The sequence below is a fragment of the Brevibacterium aurantiacum genome, from assembly GCF_900169065.1.
Taxonomy (GTDB): domain Bacteria; phylum Actinomycetota; class Actinomycetes; order Actinomycetales; family Brevibacteriaceae; genus Brevibacterium; species Brevibacterium aurantiacum.
In genome coordinates, this window is record NZ_FXZB01000015.1 from 44,545 (window position 1) to 61,775 (window position 17,231).

The window sequence follows — 17,231 nt, forward strand, 5'->3', positions numbered from 1 at the left end:
GGGGAGGACCACCACTGCTCAGTGCGTCCTCCATAGGCGGGCGCGACACCGACCCGAGGACGGCAATGACCAGTTCACTCGCCCACACAAGTTCACTCGCGCACACCACAGCGCCCACCGGAGACACGGAACGCCCCTTCTCCGACCGGCACATCGGCCCCCGCGCCGACGACACCCAGGCCATGCTGGTCGAACTCGGCTACGACTCCCTCGAAGCGCTCTCCAGCGCAGCCGTCCCAGAATCCATTCAGATCGACGGACTCGACCTGCCCACCGGTCGCTCCGAAGCCGAGGTCCTCGATGACCTCCGCGCGATCGCCGGTCAGAACATCATGCGCACGCAGATGATCGGCCAGGGCTACTACGACACGATCACCCCGGCCGTCATCCGCCGCAACCTGGTCGAGAACCCCGCCTGGTACACCGCCTACACCCCGTACCAGCCCGAGATCTCCCAGGGTCGCCTCGAGGCTCTGCTCAACTTCCAGCAGGTCGTCCAGGATCTCACCGGCCTCGACATCGCCAACGCCTCCCTCCTCGACGAGGCCACCGCCGTCGCCGAGGCGGTCCTGCTGATGCGTCGGGCCGTGAAGAAGGGGACAACCGTCGTCCTCGACTCCGAACTCCACCCGCAGACCATCGCCGTCGTCCGTGCCCGCGCGAAGGCCATGGACTTCCGCGTCACCGTCGCTGACCTGGCCAAAGGCCTCGTGGGCGAAGACATCTTCGGCATCGTCTGCGCCCAGCCCGGCACCACCGGCGTCATCCGCGATTTCACCGAAGCCGTCGACGGCGCCCATGACCGCGGCGCCCTCGTCACCTTCGACGCCGACCTGCTGGCCCTGACCCTGCTCAAGGATCCCGCCTCCCAGGGGGCCGACATCTCCGTGGGCTCGGCGCAGCGCTTCGGTGTTCCCCTGTTCTTCGGCGGACCCCACGCCGGCTTCATGGCTGTGAAGTCCGGTCTCCAGCGTCAGCTGCCCGGCCGCCTCGTCGGTGTCTCCAAGGACGCCCAGGGCAAGCCCGGTTACCGTCTGGCCCTGCAGACCCGTGAACAGCACATCCGCCGCCAGAAGGCCACGTCCAACATCTGCACCGCGCAGGCTCTGCTGGCCAACGTCGCATCGATGTACGCCGTCTACCACGGCCCCGTCGGCCTGACCCGCATCGCCTCCCGCATCCACCGCCTGGCCCAGGCCTTCGCGACCGCTGCGGACACCGCCCCCGGCGCCGAGGTGGTCACCCGTGAGTTCTTCGACACCGTGGCCATCCGCGTCGCCGACGCAGAAGCCGCCCGAGTCGTGTCCGAACGTGCCGGCTTCAACATCCGCGTCATCGACGACTCCACCATCGGCGTCTCCTTCGGCGAATCCCACTCGGTCGCCGATGCCAACGGACTGCTCGAAGCTCTGGGCATCATCGCCCGGGTCGATGAAGCGAACTTCGAAGCCGCCTCGGCGGGCACATTCGGAGCCAACCACGTGCCCACCCCGGCCTTCGACGAGAAGTTCCACCGCACCACCGAGTTCCTCACCCACCCGATCTTCAGCGCACACGGCTCCGAGACCTCGATGATGCGCTACCTGCGCACCCTGGCCGACCGTGACCTGGCACTGGACCGGACGATGATCCCGCTGGGCTCGTGCACGATGAAGCTCAACGCCGCGGCAGAGATGGAACCCATCACCTGGCCCGAGTTCGCCTCCATCCACCCCTTCGCCCCGGCCGAGCAGACCCACGGCTGGCGCACCCTCATCACCCGCCTGGAGAACTCGCTCGTCGAGGTCACCGGCTACGACCGCGTGTCACTGCAGCCCAACGCCGGCTCCCAGGGTGAGCTGGCAGGACTGCTCGCGATCCGCAACTTCCACGTCGCCAACGGCGACACCGACCGCGACGTGGTCCTCATCCCGCAGTCAGCCCACGGCACCAACGCCGCCTCGGCAGTCCTGGCCGGTCTCAAGGTCCAGGTCATCGCGACCGCCGAAGACGGATCGGTCGACATCGCCGACCTCGACGCGAAGATCGAGAAGAACGCGGACAAGCTCGCCGCGATCATGATCACCTACCCGTCGACCAACGGAATCTTCGAGTCCGAGGTCCGTGACGTCTGCGAGAAGATCCACGCAGCCGGCGGCCAGGTCTACGTCGACGGTGCGAACCTCAACGCCATGGTCGGACTCGCCAAGCCCGGCGAATTCGGCGGCGACGTCTCACACCTCAACCTGCACAAGACCTTCTGCATCCCTCACGGCGGCGGCGGACCCGGAGTCGGACCTGTCGCAGTGCGCGAACACCTCGCTCCTTACCTGCCCGGCGATCCCACCTCGGCGGAACTCGTTGCGGGTAAGGAAGACGCTCACGAACTGCCGATCTCGGCCTCGATGTTCGGCTCCGCCGGCGTCCTGCCGATCAGCTTCGCCTATCTCGAACTCATGGGCGGCGACGGTCTGCGTGAGGCCTCCCGTGCCGCACTTCTGGGCGCGAACTACCTGGCGTCCAAGCTCCACGACGTGTTCCCCATCCTCTACTCGGGTGAGCACGGACTCGTCGGCCACGAGACGATCCTCGACCTGCGTGAGCTGACCGCGAAGTCCGGCGTCACCGCCGAGGATGTGGCCAAGCGCCTCATCGACTTCGGCTTCCACGCCCCGACCCTGGCGTTCCCGGTTCCAGGGACCCTCATGGTCGAACCGACCGAGTCCGAGGACAAGGCCGAACTCGACCGCTTCATCGAAGCCATGCGCACCATCCGCGCAGAGATCGATGCCATCGGCGACACCTACTCCTACGAGGAGTCACCGCTGGCCGGTGCCCCGCACCCGGCCACCGTGGTGATGGATGACTGGGACGCCAAGTACTCCCGCGAGACTGCCGTTTTCCCAGTCAAGGGGCTGCGCCAGACCAAGTACTTCCCACCGGTGAGCCGGATTGACGGTGCCTACGGCGACCGCAACCTGGTGTGCAGCTGCCCACCGCCAGAGGCCTTCGAAGACAACGAGGAAGAGGCCGACTGATGAGTACTGAGAATTCGCCGCGGGAGACCCCGCTGCACGATATCCATGCCCAGCTGGGCGCATCCTTCACCGACTTCGGCGGCTGGGACATGCCGCTGAAGTACGGGTCCGAACTGGCTGAGCACCGTGCCGTGCGCGAAGCCGCAGGCATCTTCGACCTCTCCCACATGGGCGAAGTCCGCCTCACCGGCTCCGACGCTGCGGCATTCCTCGACTACGCGCTCGTGGCGAAGTACTCGAAGATGAAGATCGGCAAGGCCAAGTACGGTGTGCTCGTCAACGAGGCAGGCTACCTCCTCGATGACCTCATCACCTACCGGATCGGAGACGAAGAGTTCCTCATCGTCCCCAACGCCTCGAACACTCCGACCGTGGTCGCAGCATTGAAGGAACGGCTGCAGGCCTTTCTGCGTGACGAGTCCCCGGGCGCCGATGCCAAACTCTTCGACGAGTCCGAAGACACTGCCCTCATCGCCGTGCAGGGGCCGAACTCCGAGGCCATCATCCTCCGTGCCCTCGACGAGGGTGCACATGGGGAATTCGTGCCAGCGACCACCTCGGCGGACGGATCTGCGGCTAACGATGCAGCCGTCGACGGATCCGCGGATGATTCCGCGGTGAACTCGACCGGAATCACCGTCGGCGAGGCGGTCCGGGAGCTGAAGTACTACGCGTGGATGCCGCTGACGATCGCGGGCATCGACCTGATGCTCGCACGCACCGGCTACACCGGCGAGGACGGCTTCGAGCTCTACATTCCTAACATCGCCGCGCCGCGTCTGTGGGAGACCCTGACGACTGCTGGTGCCGACTACGGCCTCGTGCCCTGCGGCCTGGCCTCGCGTGACTCGCTGCGCTTGGAAGCGGGTATGCCGCTCTACGGCAACGAACTCAGCCTCGAGACTTCGCCCTTCGACGTCGGACTCGGCCGCATGATCGGGTTCACAACGAAGGAGAACTTCGCCGCCCGCGACGCGTTGGCCAAGCTGGGGGAGACCGAGCCTCCGCGGGTGCTCGTCGGACTCACCTCCGCGGGTCGTCGTGCCGCACGATCCGGGGCGAGCGTCTTCGCCTCGGCAGACGAGGTCGGCGCCGAAGGCGGGACGACCGTCGGGACCATCACCTCCGGACAGCCTTCGCCGACGCTGGGCCACCCGATCGCTCTGGCGTTCCTCGACCGCGGACTCGCCGACCCAGGCACGCCCGTATTCGTGGACATCCGCGGCAAGGCACATGAGTTCTCCGTGACCGAGCTGCCGTTCTACAAGCGCGGCGAGAACTGATCCGTCGATCCTGATGCTGTTGCCCCCGGTGGCTCGTACACTGGGGGCACCTGCTCACCAACTAGCTGTCAATTAAGCAGAAAAGGACAATCATGGCTGAATTGCCCCCGCTCCCACAGAACTTCACCTACTCCGCTGAGCACGAGTGGATCAACGCCGGAGCCGACGCCATCGTCGGCAACACGGTGAAGATCGGCATCACCGCGGTCGCCGCTGACGCCCTCGGCGAGGTCGTCTACGTGGACCTGCCAGAGGTCGGCGACACCGTCACCGCAGGCGAGACCTGTGGCGAGGTCGAATCGACCAAGTCGGTCTCCGACCTCTACTGCCCGGTCACCGGCGAGGTCACCGCCATCAACGAGGCCGCCACGGACAACCCCGGCGTGCTCAACTCCGACCCCTACGGCGACGGCTGGCTGTTCGAAGTCAACGTCACCGAACTGGGCGAAGTCATGGACGCAGCAGGCTACGCAGAGGCCAACTCCCTCTGACACACCCTCCGACCGATGGGACCGACCACGGCTGGAGTCATCCGGCCTGACTGGGCCGGAACGACCCGGCCCGGTCGGTCCCATCGATCACCCGAAAAGAATCGGAGTATCTTTCATGCCATTGAGCGTCTTCGATCTCTTTACCGTCGGCATCGGCCCGTCGAGTTCCCACACCGTCGGCCCGATGCGAGCGGCATCGAGCTTCCCCACACTTCTGGGCGACAAGCTGGGATCCGTTGCAAGCATCAAGGTTGATGTCTTCGGATCCCTCGCCGCCACCGGTGCCGGACACGGCACCTTCGACGCCATCCTGATCGGCCTGGAAGGCTGTGCACCCGACGCTGTCGAAGCCAATGAACTCACCGCCCGCCGGACCCGTATGTCCGAAACCGGGACGATCCTCCTCGGCGACGCAGTCGGGCACGGCGTCGAGATCGCCTTCACCGAGGACGACATGGTCAAGCGTCCCCTGACCATCAAGCCTCGCCACACGAACGCCATGACCATCACAGCCTTCGACGCCGAAGGCCAGACCCTGGCCGAAGAGACCTACTATTCCGTCGGCGGCGGCTTCGTCACCTCCGAGACCGAGTTCCTGGAGAAGGAGCAGGCCGCCGAGGTTGTTGCTGAGTCGGGAGAGGACGACACCAGCGAGTTCGCCGTTGCCGATGCTGTCGTCGACGCCGAGCTGCAGTCCTACAGCGAAGAGCTCCCGTACCCGTTCCACTCGGCCGTCGAACTCCTGCAGCGCTGCAAGGAAAGCGACATGTCGATCGCCGAGATCATGCTCGCCAACGAGAAGTCGATGCGCGATGAGGACGAGATCCGTCACGGCCTCCTGCACATCTACTCCGTGATGGAAGAGTGCGCTTCGGCGTCCCTGGACCGCTCGGGCTACCTGCCGGGCGGGCTCAACGTGCGCAGGCGCGCCCACGACTGGTACCTCAAGCTCAAGGCCGAGGATCCCGACCGCGACCCCGGCTACTACCTGGAGTGGGTCAATCTCATCGCCATGGCCGTCAACGAGGAGAACGCCTCGGGCGGACGCGTCGTCACCGCACCGACGAACGGCGCTGCCGGCATCATCCCCGCAGTCCTCCACTATGCGCTCAACTACGTGGATTCCGTGGTCAAGGGCGGCGAGGCTGCCAAGCACGCGGCGATCGTGGACTTCGTGCTCACCTCGGCGGCGGTGGGTGTCCTCTATAAGGAGAGAGCATCCATCTCCGGCGCCGAGGTGGGCTGCCAGGGCGAGGTCGGATCCGCCTCCTCGATGGCTGCCGGGGGACTGGCCGCGATCATGGGCGGCACCCCGGAGCAGATCGAGAACGCCGCCGAGATCGCCATGGAGCACAACCTGGGCCTGACCTGCGACCCGATCTCCGGGCTCGTGCAGGTCCCCTGCATCGAACGCAACGCGATCGCGGCAGGCAAGGCCATCAACGCCTCCCGGATGGCCCTGTGGGGCGATGGCCAGCACAGGGTCAGCCTCGACGAGGTGATCGAGACGATGCGCCAGACAGGTGCGGACATGAGCTCGAAGTACAAGGAGACAGCGCAGGGCGGCCTCGCCGTCAACGTCGTCGAATGCTGAGGTAGCCCGCGGGGCTGTCGTATGGGCGGCCCTTCCAGCGTCCTCGAGGCTGCCGCGCTAGGTTTTCACCCTCCGGTGCCGTCGAAACCCCGCCTGCGCGTCGAAACATCGCTGTGGGCATAGGGGCTTCGACACGCAGGCGCTGTCTCGGTGAAAAGTCGCTTCCTGCTGCCTGTTTCAGCTGCGTGAGAGGCCGGTATCTGACACCCGCTGCCCTCACCCGCATCCATGCATTGCCCTATCCAGCAACCCTCCCTGCCTTTCCCGCCGTCCAGCCGGATGGCTGTCTCCGGCACCCCGAATAGTCATCCGGAAGTCATGCCCCGAGGTGGCGTCGAAACGTGGAACAACCGTGGAACCGCTGTTCCAAAAGTGCTGAAATGTAACGAAACGATAACGAAGCTCTGCCCCGGAATGAGCGCGGAAGAGCGCCCTGGCGCATCCCAGAGATGCCATGGGGAAACCCCGGTTCGTGACGTCGGGAACACGCGCGGGAATCACCACTGAATGGGGCGTGAATCACCGGTTTTCGAGTTGACGCTCATCCTCAGGTCGTTAGGTTTGAAGGCGTGAGAAACGCAGTCGCTGAACCTCAAACAGAAACCGATGTCCGTGTTCCAACTATGGAAGACGGTCAACACATGTGGAGACTGGCTAAAGATTCGGCCGTTCTCGACCTGAACTCCTCGTACTCCTACATTCTGTGGTGCCGAGACTTCTCGGCCACCTCGACGATCGCGCGAATCGGCGGAGAGCCCGCCGGGTTCGTCACCGGCTACACCCGCCCGGATCGGCCTAACACGCTGATGATCTGGCAGGTCGCAGTCTCGTCGGACTTCCGCGGACACGGATTGGCGAAGACCATGCTCAACGAGCTGGCCGATCGCACCAATGCGCTCCGCCTGGAGACGACGATCACCGATGACAACGACGCTTCAAACCGTCTGTTCCAGTCATTCGCTGAGCAGCGTGACGCTAATTGCGAACGAAGCGCGCTGATCACTCCGGATCTGTACCCGGACGGTCACGACACAGAATACCTGTACGAGATCGCACCACTGTGATGCACCGCTGAAAAGCCTGGTGCCACCTGGCGTCCGAGGGATCAACTGATTCCGTCTGAGGGTGCCGACCGGCGACAGCCGTACCCGATGTTGATCGGTCGCGGCCACCGCCTAGGCGCTTGCTCACGAGGCAAGTGCGTAATCCAGAAGTCGAAAGGACTCAAGTGATGACCGAAAACTCTAAGACCACGAAGCCCGACATCTTTGAAACCCGCGAATCAGAGGTGCGAGGATACTCGCGCTCCTGGCCCGCCACCTTTGCCAAGGCACAGGGTGCGAAGCAGTGGGGCGAAGACGGCAAGGAATTCATCGATTTCTTCTCCGGCGCCGGAGCACTCAACTACGGGCACAACAACCCCGTCGTGATGAACCCTCTCATCGAGTACCTCCAGTCGGGTGCAGTCCTGCACTCGCTGGACATGAAGACCCCGGCCAAGCGTGAGTTCCTCGAGACCTTCCAGGACCTCATCCTCAAGCCACGCGGACTCGACTACACCGTGATGTTCCCCGGACCAACGGGAACCAACACCGTCGAGGCTGCCCTCAAGCTGGCTCGTAAGGTCACCGGACGTCAGCACATGCTGTCCTTCACCAACGCATTCCACGGCATGACCCTGGGATCGCTGTCGGTGACCGGCAACTCGATGAAGCGCGAAGGCGCAGGCATCCCGCTGACCAACAGCTCGAAGATTCCCTACGACGACTACTTCGACGGAGAGATCCCAGACTTCCTGTGGCTCGAGAAGGTCCTCGAAGACTCCGGCTCCGGCGTCGACAAGCCAGCCGCTGTCATCGTTGAGACCGTGCAGGGTGAAGGCGGCCTCCGCGCCGCACGCGCCGAATGGCTGCGCGCCCTGTCCGAGCTGACCAAGAAGCACGACATCCTCCTCATCGTCGATGACGTGCAGGCCGGCTGTGGCCGTACCGGATCCTTCTTCAGCTTCGAAGAGGCCGGCATCGAGCCAGACATCGTCTGCCTGTCGAAGTCGATCTCCGGTTCGGGTCTGCCGATGGCACTGACCCTCTTCCGCCCCGAGCTCGATGTTTGGGAACCGGGCGAGCACAACGGAACCTTCCGCGGAAACAACCCCGCATTCGTCACGGCGACCGCCGCGATCAAGAACTTCTGGGCCGACAACACCTTCCAGAACGAATTGGCCGACACCATCGCCGCACTGCACCAGCGCCTCGACTCGATCGTGGAAAAGGCAGAGGGAGCATCCATCCGTGGACGCGGACTCCTCGCCGGACTCCACTTCGCCGATGACGAGGTCGCCGGCAAGGTGGCAGCAGAAGCCTTCGAAAACGGCCTGCTCCTCGAGACCTCGGGTCCCAAGGATGAGGTCACGAAGATCATGCCTCCGCTGACCATCTCCTCGCACGATCTGGAACAGGGTCTCGACATCATCGAGGCTGCTGTGCTGAAGTTCGCTCCGGCCACCAACGCAGAATCTGCGGCGGTCTGAGCCTGCTCCCAGCTGAGCGCGAGAGCCTGGAAAGCCGAGTTTCGGTTCGCTGAGACTCAACCATGAAACTTGAATGACGCGTTGCCGGTGGATCGGTCGACATTTCGACTGATGCATCGGCAACCCGTCTGATATGCCAATTGAAAGGACCACGAATGTACGTAGTCAACCGCGATGACCTCAATGACACCGACCGCGATATCAAGTCGGAGACCTGGCGCAGCCGCCGCATGGTGCTGGGCAAGGAGCGCGTCGGATTCTCGCTTCACGACACCGTGATCTACGCCGGAACCACCTCGACTTTCCACTACCAGAACCACGTCGAAGCCGTGTACTGCGTGCAGGGCAAGGGCACTCTGACCGATCAGGAGACCGGCGAGACCTACGAGCTCTCTGACGGCACCATGTACCTGCTCGACGGACACGAGAAGCACACCGTGGTCGCCGAGGAAGAGCTGCGCATGGCCTGCGTCTTCAACCCGCCGGTCACCGGTCGTGAGACTCACGACGAGAACGGCGTCTACCCGCTCATCGTCGAAGAGGACTGAGATCCTCTCCTGAGCTGAAAAGCTCCATCGCCGAGGTGGCTGATCCGTTGATCAATCACCGAGGTTGAGTCCGGCCTCCGGACCCCATAGCTGGTGGTCACGGAACTGAGGTAGATCCGCAATCTGCGGGTTTTGCCCCAGTTCCGTGGCCACCAGCTTTTTGTATGGAACGCGATGCTGGTGAGCGATAAGATTGCCTTGTGACGCTGGTGGCGGAGTACAACGATGCCCGGCGCGCAGAGGGGATTGCCCGCGTGCGCAGGGTCATCGTCTTGCGCGCGATGAATGTGCTTGGGCTGAGTCAGCGCGAAATCGCAGCTTCTCTGGGAATAAGCCAGCCAGCCGTCAGCCAGCAAGTCGCGGCATCCACTAATTTCGGCAACTTGTCAGCCGCGGAACTGCTAGAAGCGGCAGCGCCGATTTTGCGGCTCGTCGCTGAGAAGTATCGATACACCGAGCTGGCAGTCTTCGGGTCCGTGGCTCGAGGGGACTCTCGTGCGGAATCGGATATAGATCTATTAGTGCAACCGCCTCCGGGCACCTCTTCGTTCGACTTTGTCGAGTTCAAGCAGCTAGTTGAGAAGGTTCTCGGTCGTGAGATCGATTTGATCTCCTACGGCGGCCTTGACCCTGTGCTCGACGCGGACATCCTGCACGATAAGAGGCTCCTCTGATGCTTGTCGCTGTCGCCAAGGATCTCCTGCATATGAAGACATGGCCAGAGCGGCCAAGAAGGGCAAGGCCACGTACAAGGTCAAGACGAAGAGCAAGAAGACCTACCGCGTGACCTTCGGCCAGTCGAGCTGGGCGACTGGCGCCACCTCGAAGTCGGCCAAGCGCTGACCATCTGCGAATGAGGTCGGCCAGGCGCTGACCTCCCTGGGCAGTACACCGAGGTCACTCGCGGATGATCAGGTCTGTCCCGTGCATATATCCGCGAGACCCTTCGAACGGACCTAGTGCTTCGCAGAGAGGCAGCCCCAACACACCGAGATCGGCGGTCTGACGGGCTCCGGCCGACTTGGCCATGAGGTTCTGGCTGTAACGGAGTTCGCCGATCTCAGCATCGGTGACCGTCCAGATGACCACCTGCGGTGGATCATCATTGGTGAACGTCACTCGATGGGCATCGGCCGTGACCGACCACCCGGTCGCCTCGGCGAGGGAATCGGCCAACTCTGTGCGATCCACAGTCATGGGGCCTTCCTCCTAGGTAGAGAACAGTGAAAGCCACATCGGGCGCCCCCAGGGAAGGGGCGCCCGATACGCATTCAGGATCAAACTGCCGACAGCATCAATCGTCGTCCGGGCGCACCTTCTTGCCGCGGTCCTGCCAGAACTTTGCAGTGGTGACTTCGTCTGTGCCGTCCCAAGCGTCGATGTCGGTGTTGATGCGCTTGAACGTGGGCAGATCGGAACGGTGGAAGACCGGCTCAAGTCCCTGTCGACGCTGCTGCTGGTAGTTCTTCAGCAGGTTGAACACCAGCGGTGAGAGCATCAGCAGAGCGAAGAGGTTGATGAGAGCCATGATCGCCATGAAGATGTTCGCCGCGGTCCAGACGATGTCCAGTGCCGCGATCGCCCCGATGAAGACCGACACCATCACGATCACCTGGTACACCCGCATGGCAACTTTGCTGGTGGTCAGATGCTCGATATTGGCTTCGCCGTAGTAGTAGTTGCCGAGGATCGAGGAGAAGGCGAAGAAGAAGATCGCGAAGGTGAGGAAGTGGATTGCCCACTGGCCCAGCTGCCCGCTCAGCGCCGTCTGCGTCAGCTGGATTCCTTCGGCAGAGCTGCCGTATTCGGGGTTCGACAGCAGGATGATGAACGCTGTGATCGAGCAGACGAGGATCGTGTCGAAGTACACGCCCAGTGCCTGCACGAATCCCTGTTTGGCCGGGTGAGATGCCGATGCTGTGGCTGCGGCATTCGGGACGGAACCGATTCCGGCCTCGTTGGAGAACAGGCCGCGCTGAACGCCGATGAGCATGATCGAGCCGAGCGTTCCACCGGCGATGGAATCCATGCTGAACGCATCGGTGAAGATGGTGAGGATCATGTCGGGGACGGCGCCGAGGTTGAGCACCACGACGATGATCCCGACGATCAGGTAGAGACCGGCCATGATCGGCACGAGGTAGGCGGAGATGTTCGAGATGCGCTTGGCTCCGCCGACGAAGATCAGGTAGGCGCCGACGGCGATGACCACACCGGCGATTGCTGAGAATGCGAAGTTCGAGTCCTCGACATTGAACGATGCACCGACCGCGTCGACGATCGAGTTCGACTGCACCGTGTTGAACACGATGCCGTAGGTGATGGCGACGATCACGGCGAAGACCAGGCCGAGCCATTTCATGTTCATTCCGTGCCGGATGTAGTAGGCCGGGCCGCCGCGGAAGTTCGGGCCGTCCTTCATCTTGTAGACCTGGCCGAGAGCGGACTCGGCGAACGCGGTGGCACCGCCGACGACGGCTGTCAGCCACATCCAGAACACTGCACCGGGGCCGCCCAGCGAAATGGCCAAGGCCACGCCGGCGATGTTGGCCGTGCCCACTCGCGAGGCAGCAGAGATGGAGAAGGCGCGGAACGGGGAGATGTTCTTATTGCCCTCGGAGTCTCGTCCACCCGGCTCGGCGAGCGTGCGGAACATTTCGGGGAGCATTCGCACTTGGATCACTCCGGTGCGGATGGTGAAATACAGACCAGTGGGAATCAGGACTGCAACGAGTACATAGGACGATACGGAATCGATCCCGTTGAGTGCGTTCTGCAGCATCTCCATGGAACTGAGCCTCCTTCGGCAATCATGCGGTCAGAGGTTCGGGCGGAAGAGTGCCTGAACGTCCGCTGTGTATGCCTTCAGTCTGCCACTAACCCACTCCTGCAGTGCGCAGGCAGGCGGCGTTTGGCTCATTACCGACCACGAGGCAGTCGAGCGAGCATACGGAATCACGGCCGCACTTGTGAGCGCCTGCTCTGCCAGGGTTCACGTCACGTCTACCCAATCATCATCCTGCCCTTGCTCTGGTTGCTTAGTCTGATCCGCAACGAACTGCGCCACCGGCCGCTCACCGTCGCTCTGAGCCGCCACCCCTGAGGAGTCCTCGCCATGCCAATCACTCTCTTGAACCAATCCACCGCCGAAGTCACCCACACCCGTGTTCCCCCGCTGGTCATCGCTCACCGAGGAGCGTCCGAGCAGCATCCCGAGAATACGATCCCCGCCTTCGTCGCCGGCATCGATCAGGGTGCGGACATGATCGAGATCGACGTCCACATGAACAAAGACGGCGACCTCATCGTCATCCATGACGACACCCTCGACCGCACCACCAACGTCGGCACGATCTACCCCGACCGTGCCGATACCAGCGTGAGCGCCATGACGACTGCTGAGATCGCCGCCCTCGATGCGGGCTCGTGGAGGGGGCAGGTGTACAACGGCGTCAGGGTCCCTCACCTCGCCGAGGTGCTGGATCTGGTGCACGTGACCCGCACCGGGCTGCTCCTCGAGGTTAAGAAGCCCGCCCAATATCCCGGAATCGCCGAGGTGCTCGTTGAGTCCCTGACTGCCGTGCCTGAATATCTGGACCGGGCTTTGGCCGCGGGAATGCTCGTCGTCCAGTCCGGCGACTGGGCCTTCGTTCGCGAGTTTCACGCTTTGGCCCCAGAAATCCCTGTCGGTGTTCTGGGTCGGCCCTGCCCCGATGAACTGCTCGACTTTGCTACCTGGGTCGATCAGATCAACCCGCAATACACCGCAGCCGACGCGACCTTCCTCGGCCACGTCCACGGGCTGGGAATGTCGAGCCTGGTGTGGACCGTCAACAGTGTCGAGGACATGGAGAAGGCCATCGACCTCGGCGCCGACGGCATCATCACCAACAGGCCCGACCGACTTCTCGAGGTCGTCGAAGACCTCTGAGGCGGGCTTCAGAACAGCCGGGCTTCAGAGCAGCTGGCCCTCAGGATCGCCGAGACTTCGCCACTGCCGCAGAGACGAACAGAGCCACTGCGCCGATGAAGAGCCCCAGCACTGCTCCCTGCCACAACACCGGGATCAGGGCGCCAAGAGGTAAGAAAGCCACCAGCTGGCCTGTGGCGAGATTGCACAGATACATTCCGCAGACCAGGGTGATGAAGCCGGAAGCTCTGATGGCCAGCGACCATCCCGGTGACGAGGCGTTGACCTGTGCGCGCAAAAGCAGGAACACTGCGGCGACCGTGGCGACTGCAGAGCTCAGGGCGATCGGCCACTCCGACCGATACCACGAGGGCAGCGCAATCTGTTCGAAGGTTTGGAACATCAGCGCGTGGCAGCAGAACACGATCACCACGCAGGCGAGGAGAACGAGTCCCGGGCCGGTTGTCGCCCGGTCTGCCGCCGCAGCCTTGCCCATTACAGTAACGAGGACCCCCGCGATGACGAACGGGAACACGAACGCGCCGATGAGCAGTGCGGATTCTGTGAAGGTCAGCGCCAACATTTCCGGCCTCGGTCGTTCGATGCTTCCGACGACCTCGGCGATGGCCGAGATTCCGAAGATGGCGATGCTGAGCACGGTGATGATGCTGCGCGGGATGGGCGAGAGCTCGCGTGCGATGACGATGGCAGCGGCGCCGGCCAGGCAAGCCAGGGCGGACATGGCAATTCCGGCTGGCAAGCTCTGGGCTGAATAGTACTCAGCCTTCGCGTACATGAGAGCACAGAAGCCGACCCAGGCGACGAAATGAACGATGAACGCGAGTGCGACGATCGTGAAGCGCATCGGAGACGGGCCAACGTCGGTTGCCGAATTCTGGCCGTCGTCAGGGGAGGCCAAGCGGTCTGCTTCCTGCGAATATGTCAGCTCATCCATGGGGGAATCCTCTCATGGGAGTCGCATTTTGTGGCCACTTTCCTTGCTGGAATAGGGAGGGCTGGCTGTGGTGGTGTCCTGAAGTCCGTCGATGTAGAAGCTGGGAGTTTGGACTGGCGGCTTCCGGTTAAAGATTCATTTATATCTGGAAGCGATTTACACTTATATCTGAAAGGTGGAGGTTGAGTTGACTGGAAATCGCGAAATGACGTTTGACTCAGCGACGTCTGCATCCGTTGCAGAACTGCTGGATCGAACGACGAGGACCGACAACGAGTGGGTCATCCGGAAATCTGATTTGGCTCCCCGCGTCGCTGACCTCATTGAAGCCGTGCTTGAGTCGGTTGCTCACGGTGATGCCATCACCGTCGGGCGAGTACCAGAAGTGCTGACGACCACTATGGCGGCGAAGATACTGGGAATGTCGCGTCCGACGCTGATGAAGCACATCCGCGATGGCCGCCTGACTTCACACTCTGTTGGCACTCACACTCGCCTGCGGCGTGAAGACGTCGTGGAATTCAGGCGTTCGCTTCGGGCAGATTGCGCTCGAGCGATTCAAGACCTCATGGAGTTGGAAGACGAACTCGGGATCTGAGGCACAGCTTCTCAACTCGGGCCGCCCAATGAGACGCTGGGGGCATGGCCAATGAACTCGCGTCGTCCACCAGCCCGTACCTCCGCGCCCACGCTGACAATCCCGTCGACTGGCGGATGTGGACGAAGGGCAACCTCGCCGAGGCGGCCCGTCGTGACGTGCCCCTGCTCATCTCGATCGGCTACTCCACCTGCCACTGGTGCCACGTCATGGCCCACGAATCCTTCGAAGACGAAGCCATCGCCCGCATCATCAACGAGAATTTCCTGCCGATCAAGATCGACCGTGAAGAGCTGCCGGACATCGATGCCTATTACATGAACGCACTCCAGGCCATGCGTGGACAGGGCGGGTGGCCGATGACCATCTTCGCCACCCCTGCCGGCAGTCCCTTCTACGCCGGCACGTACTTTCCGCCGGCTCCGCGAGGCAATCTGCCCGCGTTCACGCAGGTGCTCTCGGCTGTGTCCCAGACGTGGACGGATCGCCGCGACGAGGTGACCGAGATGACCCAGCGCATGGACCGTGGATTGGCCGACATGGCCAGCGCCGTCTCCGACGCACTGCCGGCTGAAGCCGCCTCTGAACTGTTGAGCGCCGAGGAACTCGACTCGGCCGCCGAATCCCTGCTCGATTCCTACGACCCGGCCTGGGGCGGGTTCGGCAAGGCTCCGAAGTTCCCGCCGCTGATGAACCTCATGCAGCTCCTGGCCACGTTCGTGCGATTGGGCGGAACCACCTCGGCGAGGGAGGAAGCACTTGCTCCGGGAAGGGTCGACAGGGTCGGCGCCGACGGACACCTCGAGGGTGAACTCGTCCTCGACTGCCTCATTGCGGTGCGCAGCACCTTCGCGCGGATCGCCAGCGGCGGCATGCGTGACCAGGTGCGCGGCGGCATCGCCCGCTACAGCGTCGACAGGCAGTGGTTCGTGCCGCACTTCGAGAAGATGCTCTACGACAACGGGCTCTACCTGCGCGCTGCTGTGCAGTGGGCGAAGGTCGAACGCGCGCTCAACCCAGACTCGAAGTGGCTGGCGCTCGCCGAACGCGAGATCACCGACACCGCGAACTTCCTCACCACGGACCTGTCCGACGGCGATCGCTTCATCGCAGCCCTCGACGCGGACTCCCTCAACGGCGACGGGGTACTCGAAGAGGGTGCCGCATACGTCGTCACACCCGAGGAGTTCGCCGAGGTGGGGGAGGAGGGGCTGCTCCAGCTCGTCGATTCCCCCGCCGCCGCGGAGCTGTCTGGCTCCGTCGTGGCTGCGATCCGCATCATCGACTGGTTGGGCATGGACGAGGTGCCCTTCGATGAGGACCACCCAACTCCGTGGGAGACCTCCGCGACGGCTGCGCAGAGGGACGGGCTCAGGAAGCTGTTGGACCAGCGGTCCCAGCCTGCTCGCGATGAGAAGACGATCACCGAATGGAACTCGCTGGCGATCACGGCACTGGCCGAGGCAGCGCTGTACACGGATGCTGCGCTGTCCTCTGATGCAGCGGCGGGCTGGGGGAGTCAGGCCGGGCACTTGTGGGATGCAATGGTGGCGCGCTTCGGCGGTCCCGGTACTGCCGCTGGCTCCGAACATGGTGCCGGTACGTTGCTCGACGTTCGTCGCAGCTTCACTGGTGAGACCCCGGGACCTGGTCAGGCGGGCCTCGCCGACTGGGCCCAGTTCATCACCGCAGGGATCACGGTCCGCCAGCTGCCGGATGCATCGGTGCAGGTGAACGACCTCAAGTCATGGGGTACGACAATGTTCGCAAACTTCACCGCCGAGGATGAGGTGCTCGAGGTCTTCGACTCCATGGGTGATGAGATCCTCGATGTGAGAGCTTCCGACCCGGTCGACAATACGGTGCCCTCCGGCCGCTCGGCGGCGGCAGAAGTGGCTCTTCTGCTCGCGGAGATCGGCGTGGACGGAAGTGCAGGCAGCAGTGTTCATGCCGGCAACGACGTTGCCGATGACCTCAGCGCCGGCGGACTTCTAGAACTGCGCGACCGACTACTCGGCGTCTACCGGGCGCTCGCCGGCCGAGCACCTCGCGGCTGCGGCCACGCGCTGTGGCAATCGGAACGGGCACTCAAACCGGTTCGCGTCGCAACGCGCAATGCGACACTGAGCGACATCGCGGCCAAGCACCCGGCGGTCACGCTCATCACCGGAGCAGCAGGCGTTCCTGCCGAAGACGGTTCCGAGGTTGAGGTGCCCGAGGGCGCCGCCATCGTCTGTCAGGGAACGCAGTGCTCATTGCCGGTGACGACGGCCGAGGATCTGAAAAAGCTGCTCGACGCTTAAGC

The 17,231-nt window shown here is 63.4% G+C and carries 15 protein-coding genes; 12 read left to right on the top strand and 3 right to left on the bottom strand.

The genetic code is table 11. The features are described 5' to 3' along the window. Positions 1-65: 65 nt before the first annotated feature. From gcvP to BAUR9175_RS19690, 9 genes are all read left to right on the top strand, one after another. Positions 66-3,017 (top strand): aminomethyl-transferring glycine dehydrogenase, encoded by a 2,952-nt coding sequence (gcvP, locus tag BAUR9175_RS11510; RefSeq protein ID WP_101583824.1) that lies wholly within the window; start codon positions 66-68, stop codon positions 3,015-3,017. Further along, a complete protein-coding gene (locus BAUR9175_RS11515; RefSeq protein WP_101583826.1) occupies positions 3,017-4,300 on the top strand; it encodes an aminomethyl transferase family protein in 1,284 nt (427 codons plus the stop codon). Before gcvP ends, BAUR9175_RS11515 begins: the two co-directional genes overlap by 1 nt. A 92-nt stretch (positions 4,301-4,392) precedes the next feature. Then, positions 4,393-4,791: a glycine cleavage system protein GcvH gene (gene gcvH / locus BAUR9175_RS11520; RefSeq protein WP_009883420.1), complete on the top strand. Its 399-nt coding sequence runs from the start codon at positions 4,393-4,395 to the stop codon at positions 4,789-4,791. Positions 4,792-4,906: 115 nt separating this feature from the next. Further along, positions 4,907-6,385, top strand: a complete 1,479-nt coding sequence (locus tag BAUR9175_RS11525) for an L-serine ammonia-lyase (protein WP_096162442.1) — start codon at positions 4,907-4,909, stop codon at positions 6,383-6,385. Positions 6,386-7,026: 641 nt separating this feature from the next. Beyond that, positions 7,027-7,449 carry a diaminobutyrate acetyltransferase gene (gene ectA, locus BAUR9175_RS11530; protein WP_009883418.1) on the top strand — a complete coding sequence of 141 codons (423 nt, stop codon included), beginning with the start codon at positions 7,027-7,029 and terminating at the stop codon, positions 7,447-7,449. 167 nt (positions 7,450-7,616) lie between these two features. Then, positions 7,617-8,915, top strand: coding sequence for a diaminobutyrate--2-oxoglutarate transaminase (gene ectB / locus BAUR9175_RS11535; RefSeq protein WP_069599357.1), 1,299 nt, complete (start codon positions 7,617-7,619; stop codon positions 8,913-8,915). Positions 8,916-9,070: 155 nt separating this feature from the next. Further along, positions 9,071-9,463 carry an ectoine synthase gene (locus tag BAUR9175_RS11540; protein ID WP_069599358.1) on the top strand — a complete coding sequence of 131 codons (393 nt, stop codon included), beginning with the start codon at positions 9,071-9,073 and terminating at the stop codon, positions 9,461-9,463. A 200-nt stretch (positions 9,464-9,663) separates the two neighbouring features. Continuing rightward, entirely contained in the window at positions 9,664-10,137 is a 474-nt protein-coding gene (locus tag BAUR9175_RS11545) for a nucleotidyltransferase domain-containing protein (protein WP_096159414.1), read from the top strand. Positions 10,138-10,177: 40 nt separating this feature from the next. Beyond that, positions 10,178-10,306 carry a hypothetical protein gene (locus tag BAUR9175_RS19690; protein WP_009883414.1) on the top strand — a complete coding sequence of 43 codons (129 nt, stop codon included), beginning with the start codon at positions 10,178-10,180 and terminating at the stop codon, positions 10,304-10,306. A 54-nt stretch (positions 10,307-10,360) separates the two neighbouring features. Here BAUR9175_RS19690 and BAUR9175_RS11550 read toward each other — a convergent pair whose 3' ends face one another. Together BAUR9175_RS11550 and BAUR9175_RS11555 are read right to left on the bottom strand one after the other, a co-directional pair. Continuing rightward, positions 10,361-10,660, bottom strand: coding sequence for a hypothetical protein (locus BAUR9175_RS11550; protein WP_101583828.1), 300 nt, complete (start codon positions 10,658-10,660; stop codon positions 10,361-10,363). A gap of 97 nt (positions 10,661-10,757) precedes the next feature. After that, positions 10,758-12,251, bottom strand: coding sequence for an alanine/glycine:cation symporter family protein (locus tag BAUR9175_RS11555; protein ID WP_069599360.1), 1,494 nt, complete (start codon positions 12,249-12,251; stop codon positions 10,758-10,760). A gap of 327 nt (positions 12,252-12,578) precedes the next feature. On the opposite strand from BAUR9175_RS11555, the gene BAUR9175_RS11560 reads away from it, so the two are divergent. Next, on the top strand, positions 12,579-13,394 hold the full coding sequence (locus BAUR9175_RS11560; protein ID WP_009883411.1) for a glycerophosphodiester phosphodiesterase: 816 nt from the start codon (positions 12,579-12,581) through the stop codon (positions 13,392-13,394). Between the two features lie 40 nt (positions 13,395-13,434). On the opposite strand, the gene BAUR9175_RS11565 is transcribed toward BAUR9175_RS11560, so the two are convergent. Beyond that, entirely contained in the window at positions 13,435-14,328 is an 894-nt protein-coding gene (locus BAUR9175_RS11565) for a hypothetical protein (RefSeq protein WP_009883410.1), read from the bottom strand. Positions 14,329-14,533: 205 nt separating this feature from the next. Here BAUR9175_RS11565 and BAUR9175_RS11570 point away from each other — a divergent pair, with 205 nt between their 5' ends. Next, on the top strand, positions 14,534-14,926 hold the full coding sequence (locus BAUR9175_RS11570) for a helix-turn-helix domain-containing protein (RefSeq protein ID WP_009883409.1): 393 nt from the start codon (positions 14,534-14,536) through the stop codon (positions 14,924-14,926). A 44-nt stretch (positions 14,927-14,970) separates the two neighbouring features. Then, positions 14,971-17,229 carry a thioredoxin domain-containing protein gene (locus BAUR9175_RS11575; protein ID WP_101583830.1) on the top strand — a complete coding sequence of 753 codons (2,259 nt, stop codon included), beginning with the start codon at positions 14,971-14,973 and terminating at the stop codon, positions 17,227-17,229. The last annotated feature ends 2 nt before the right edge of the window (positions 17,230-17,231 follow it).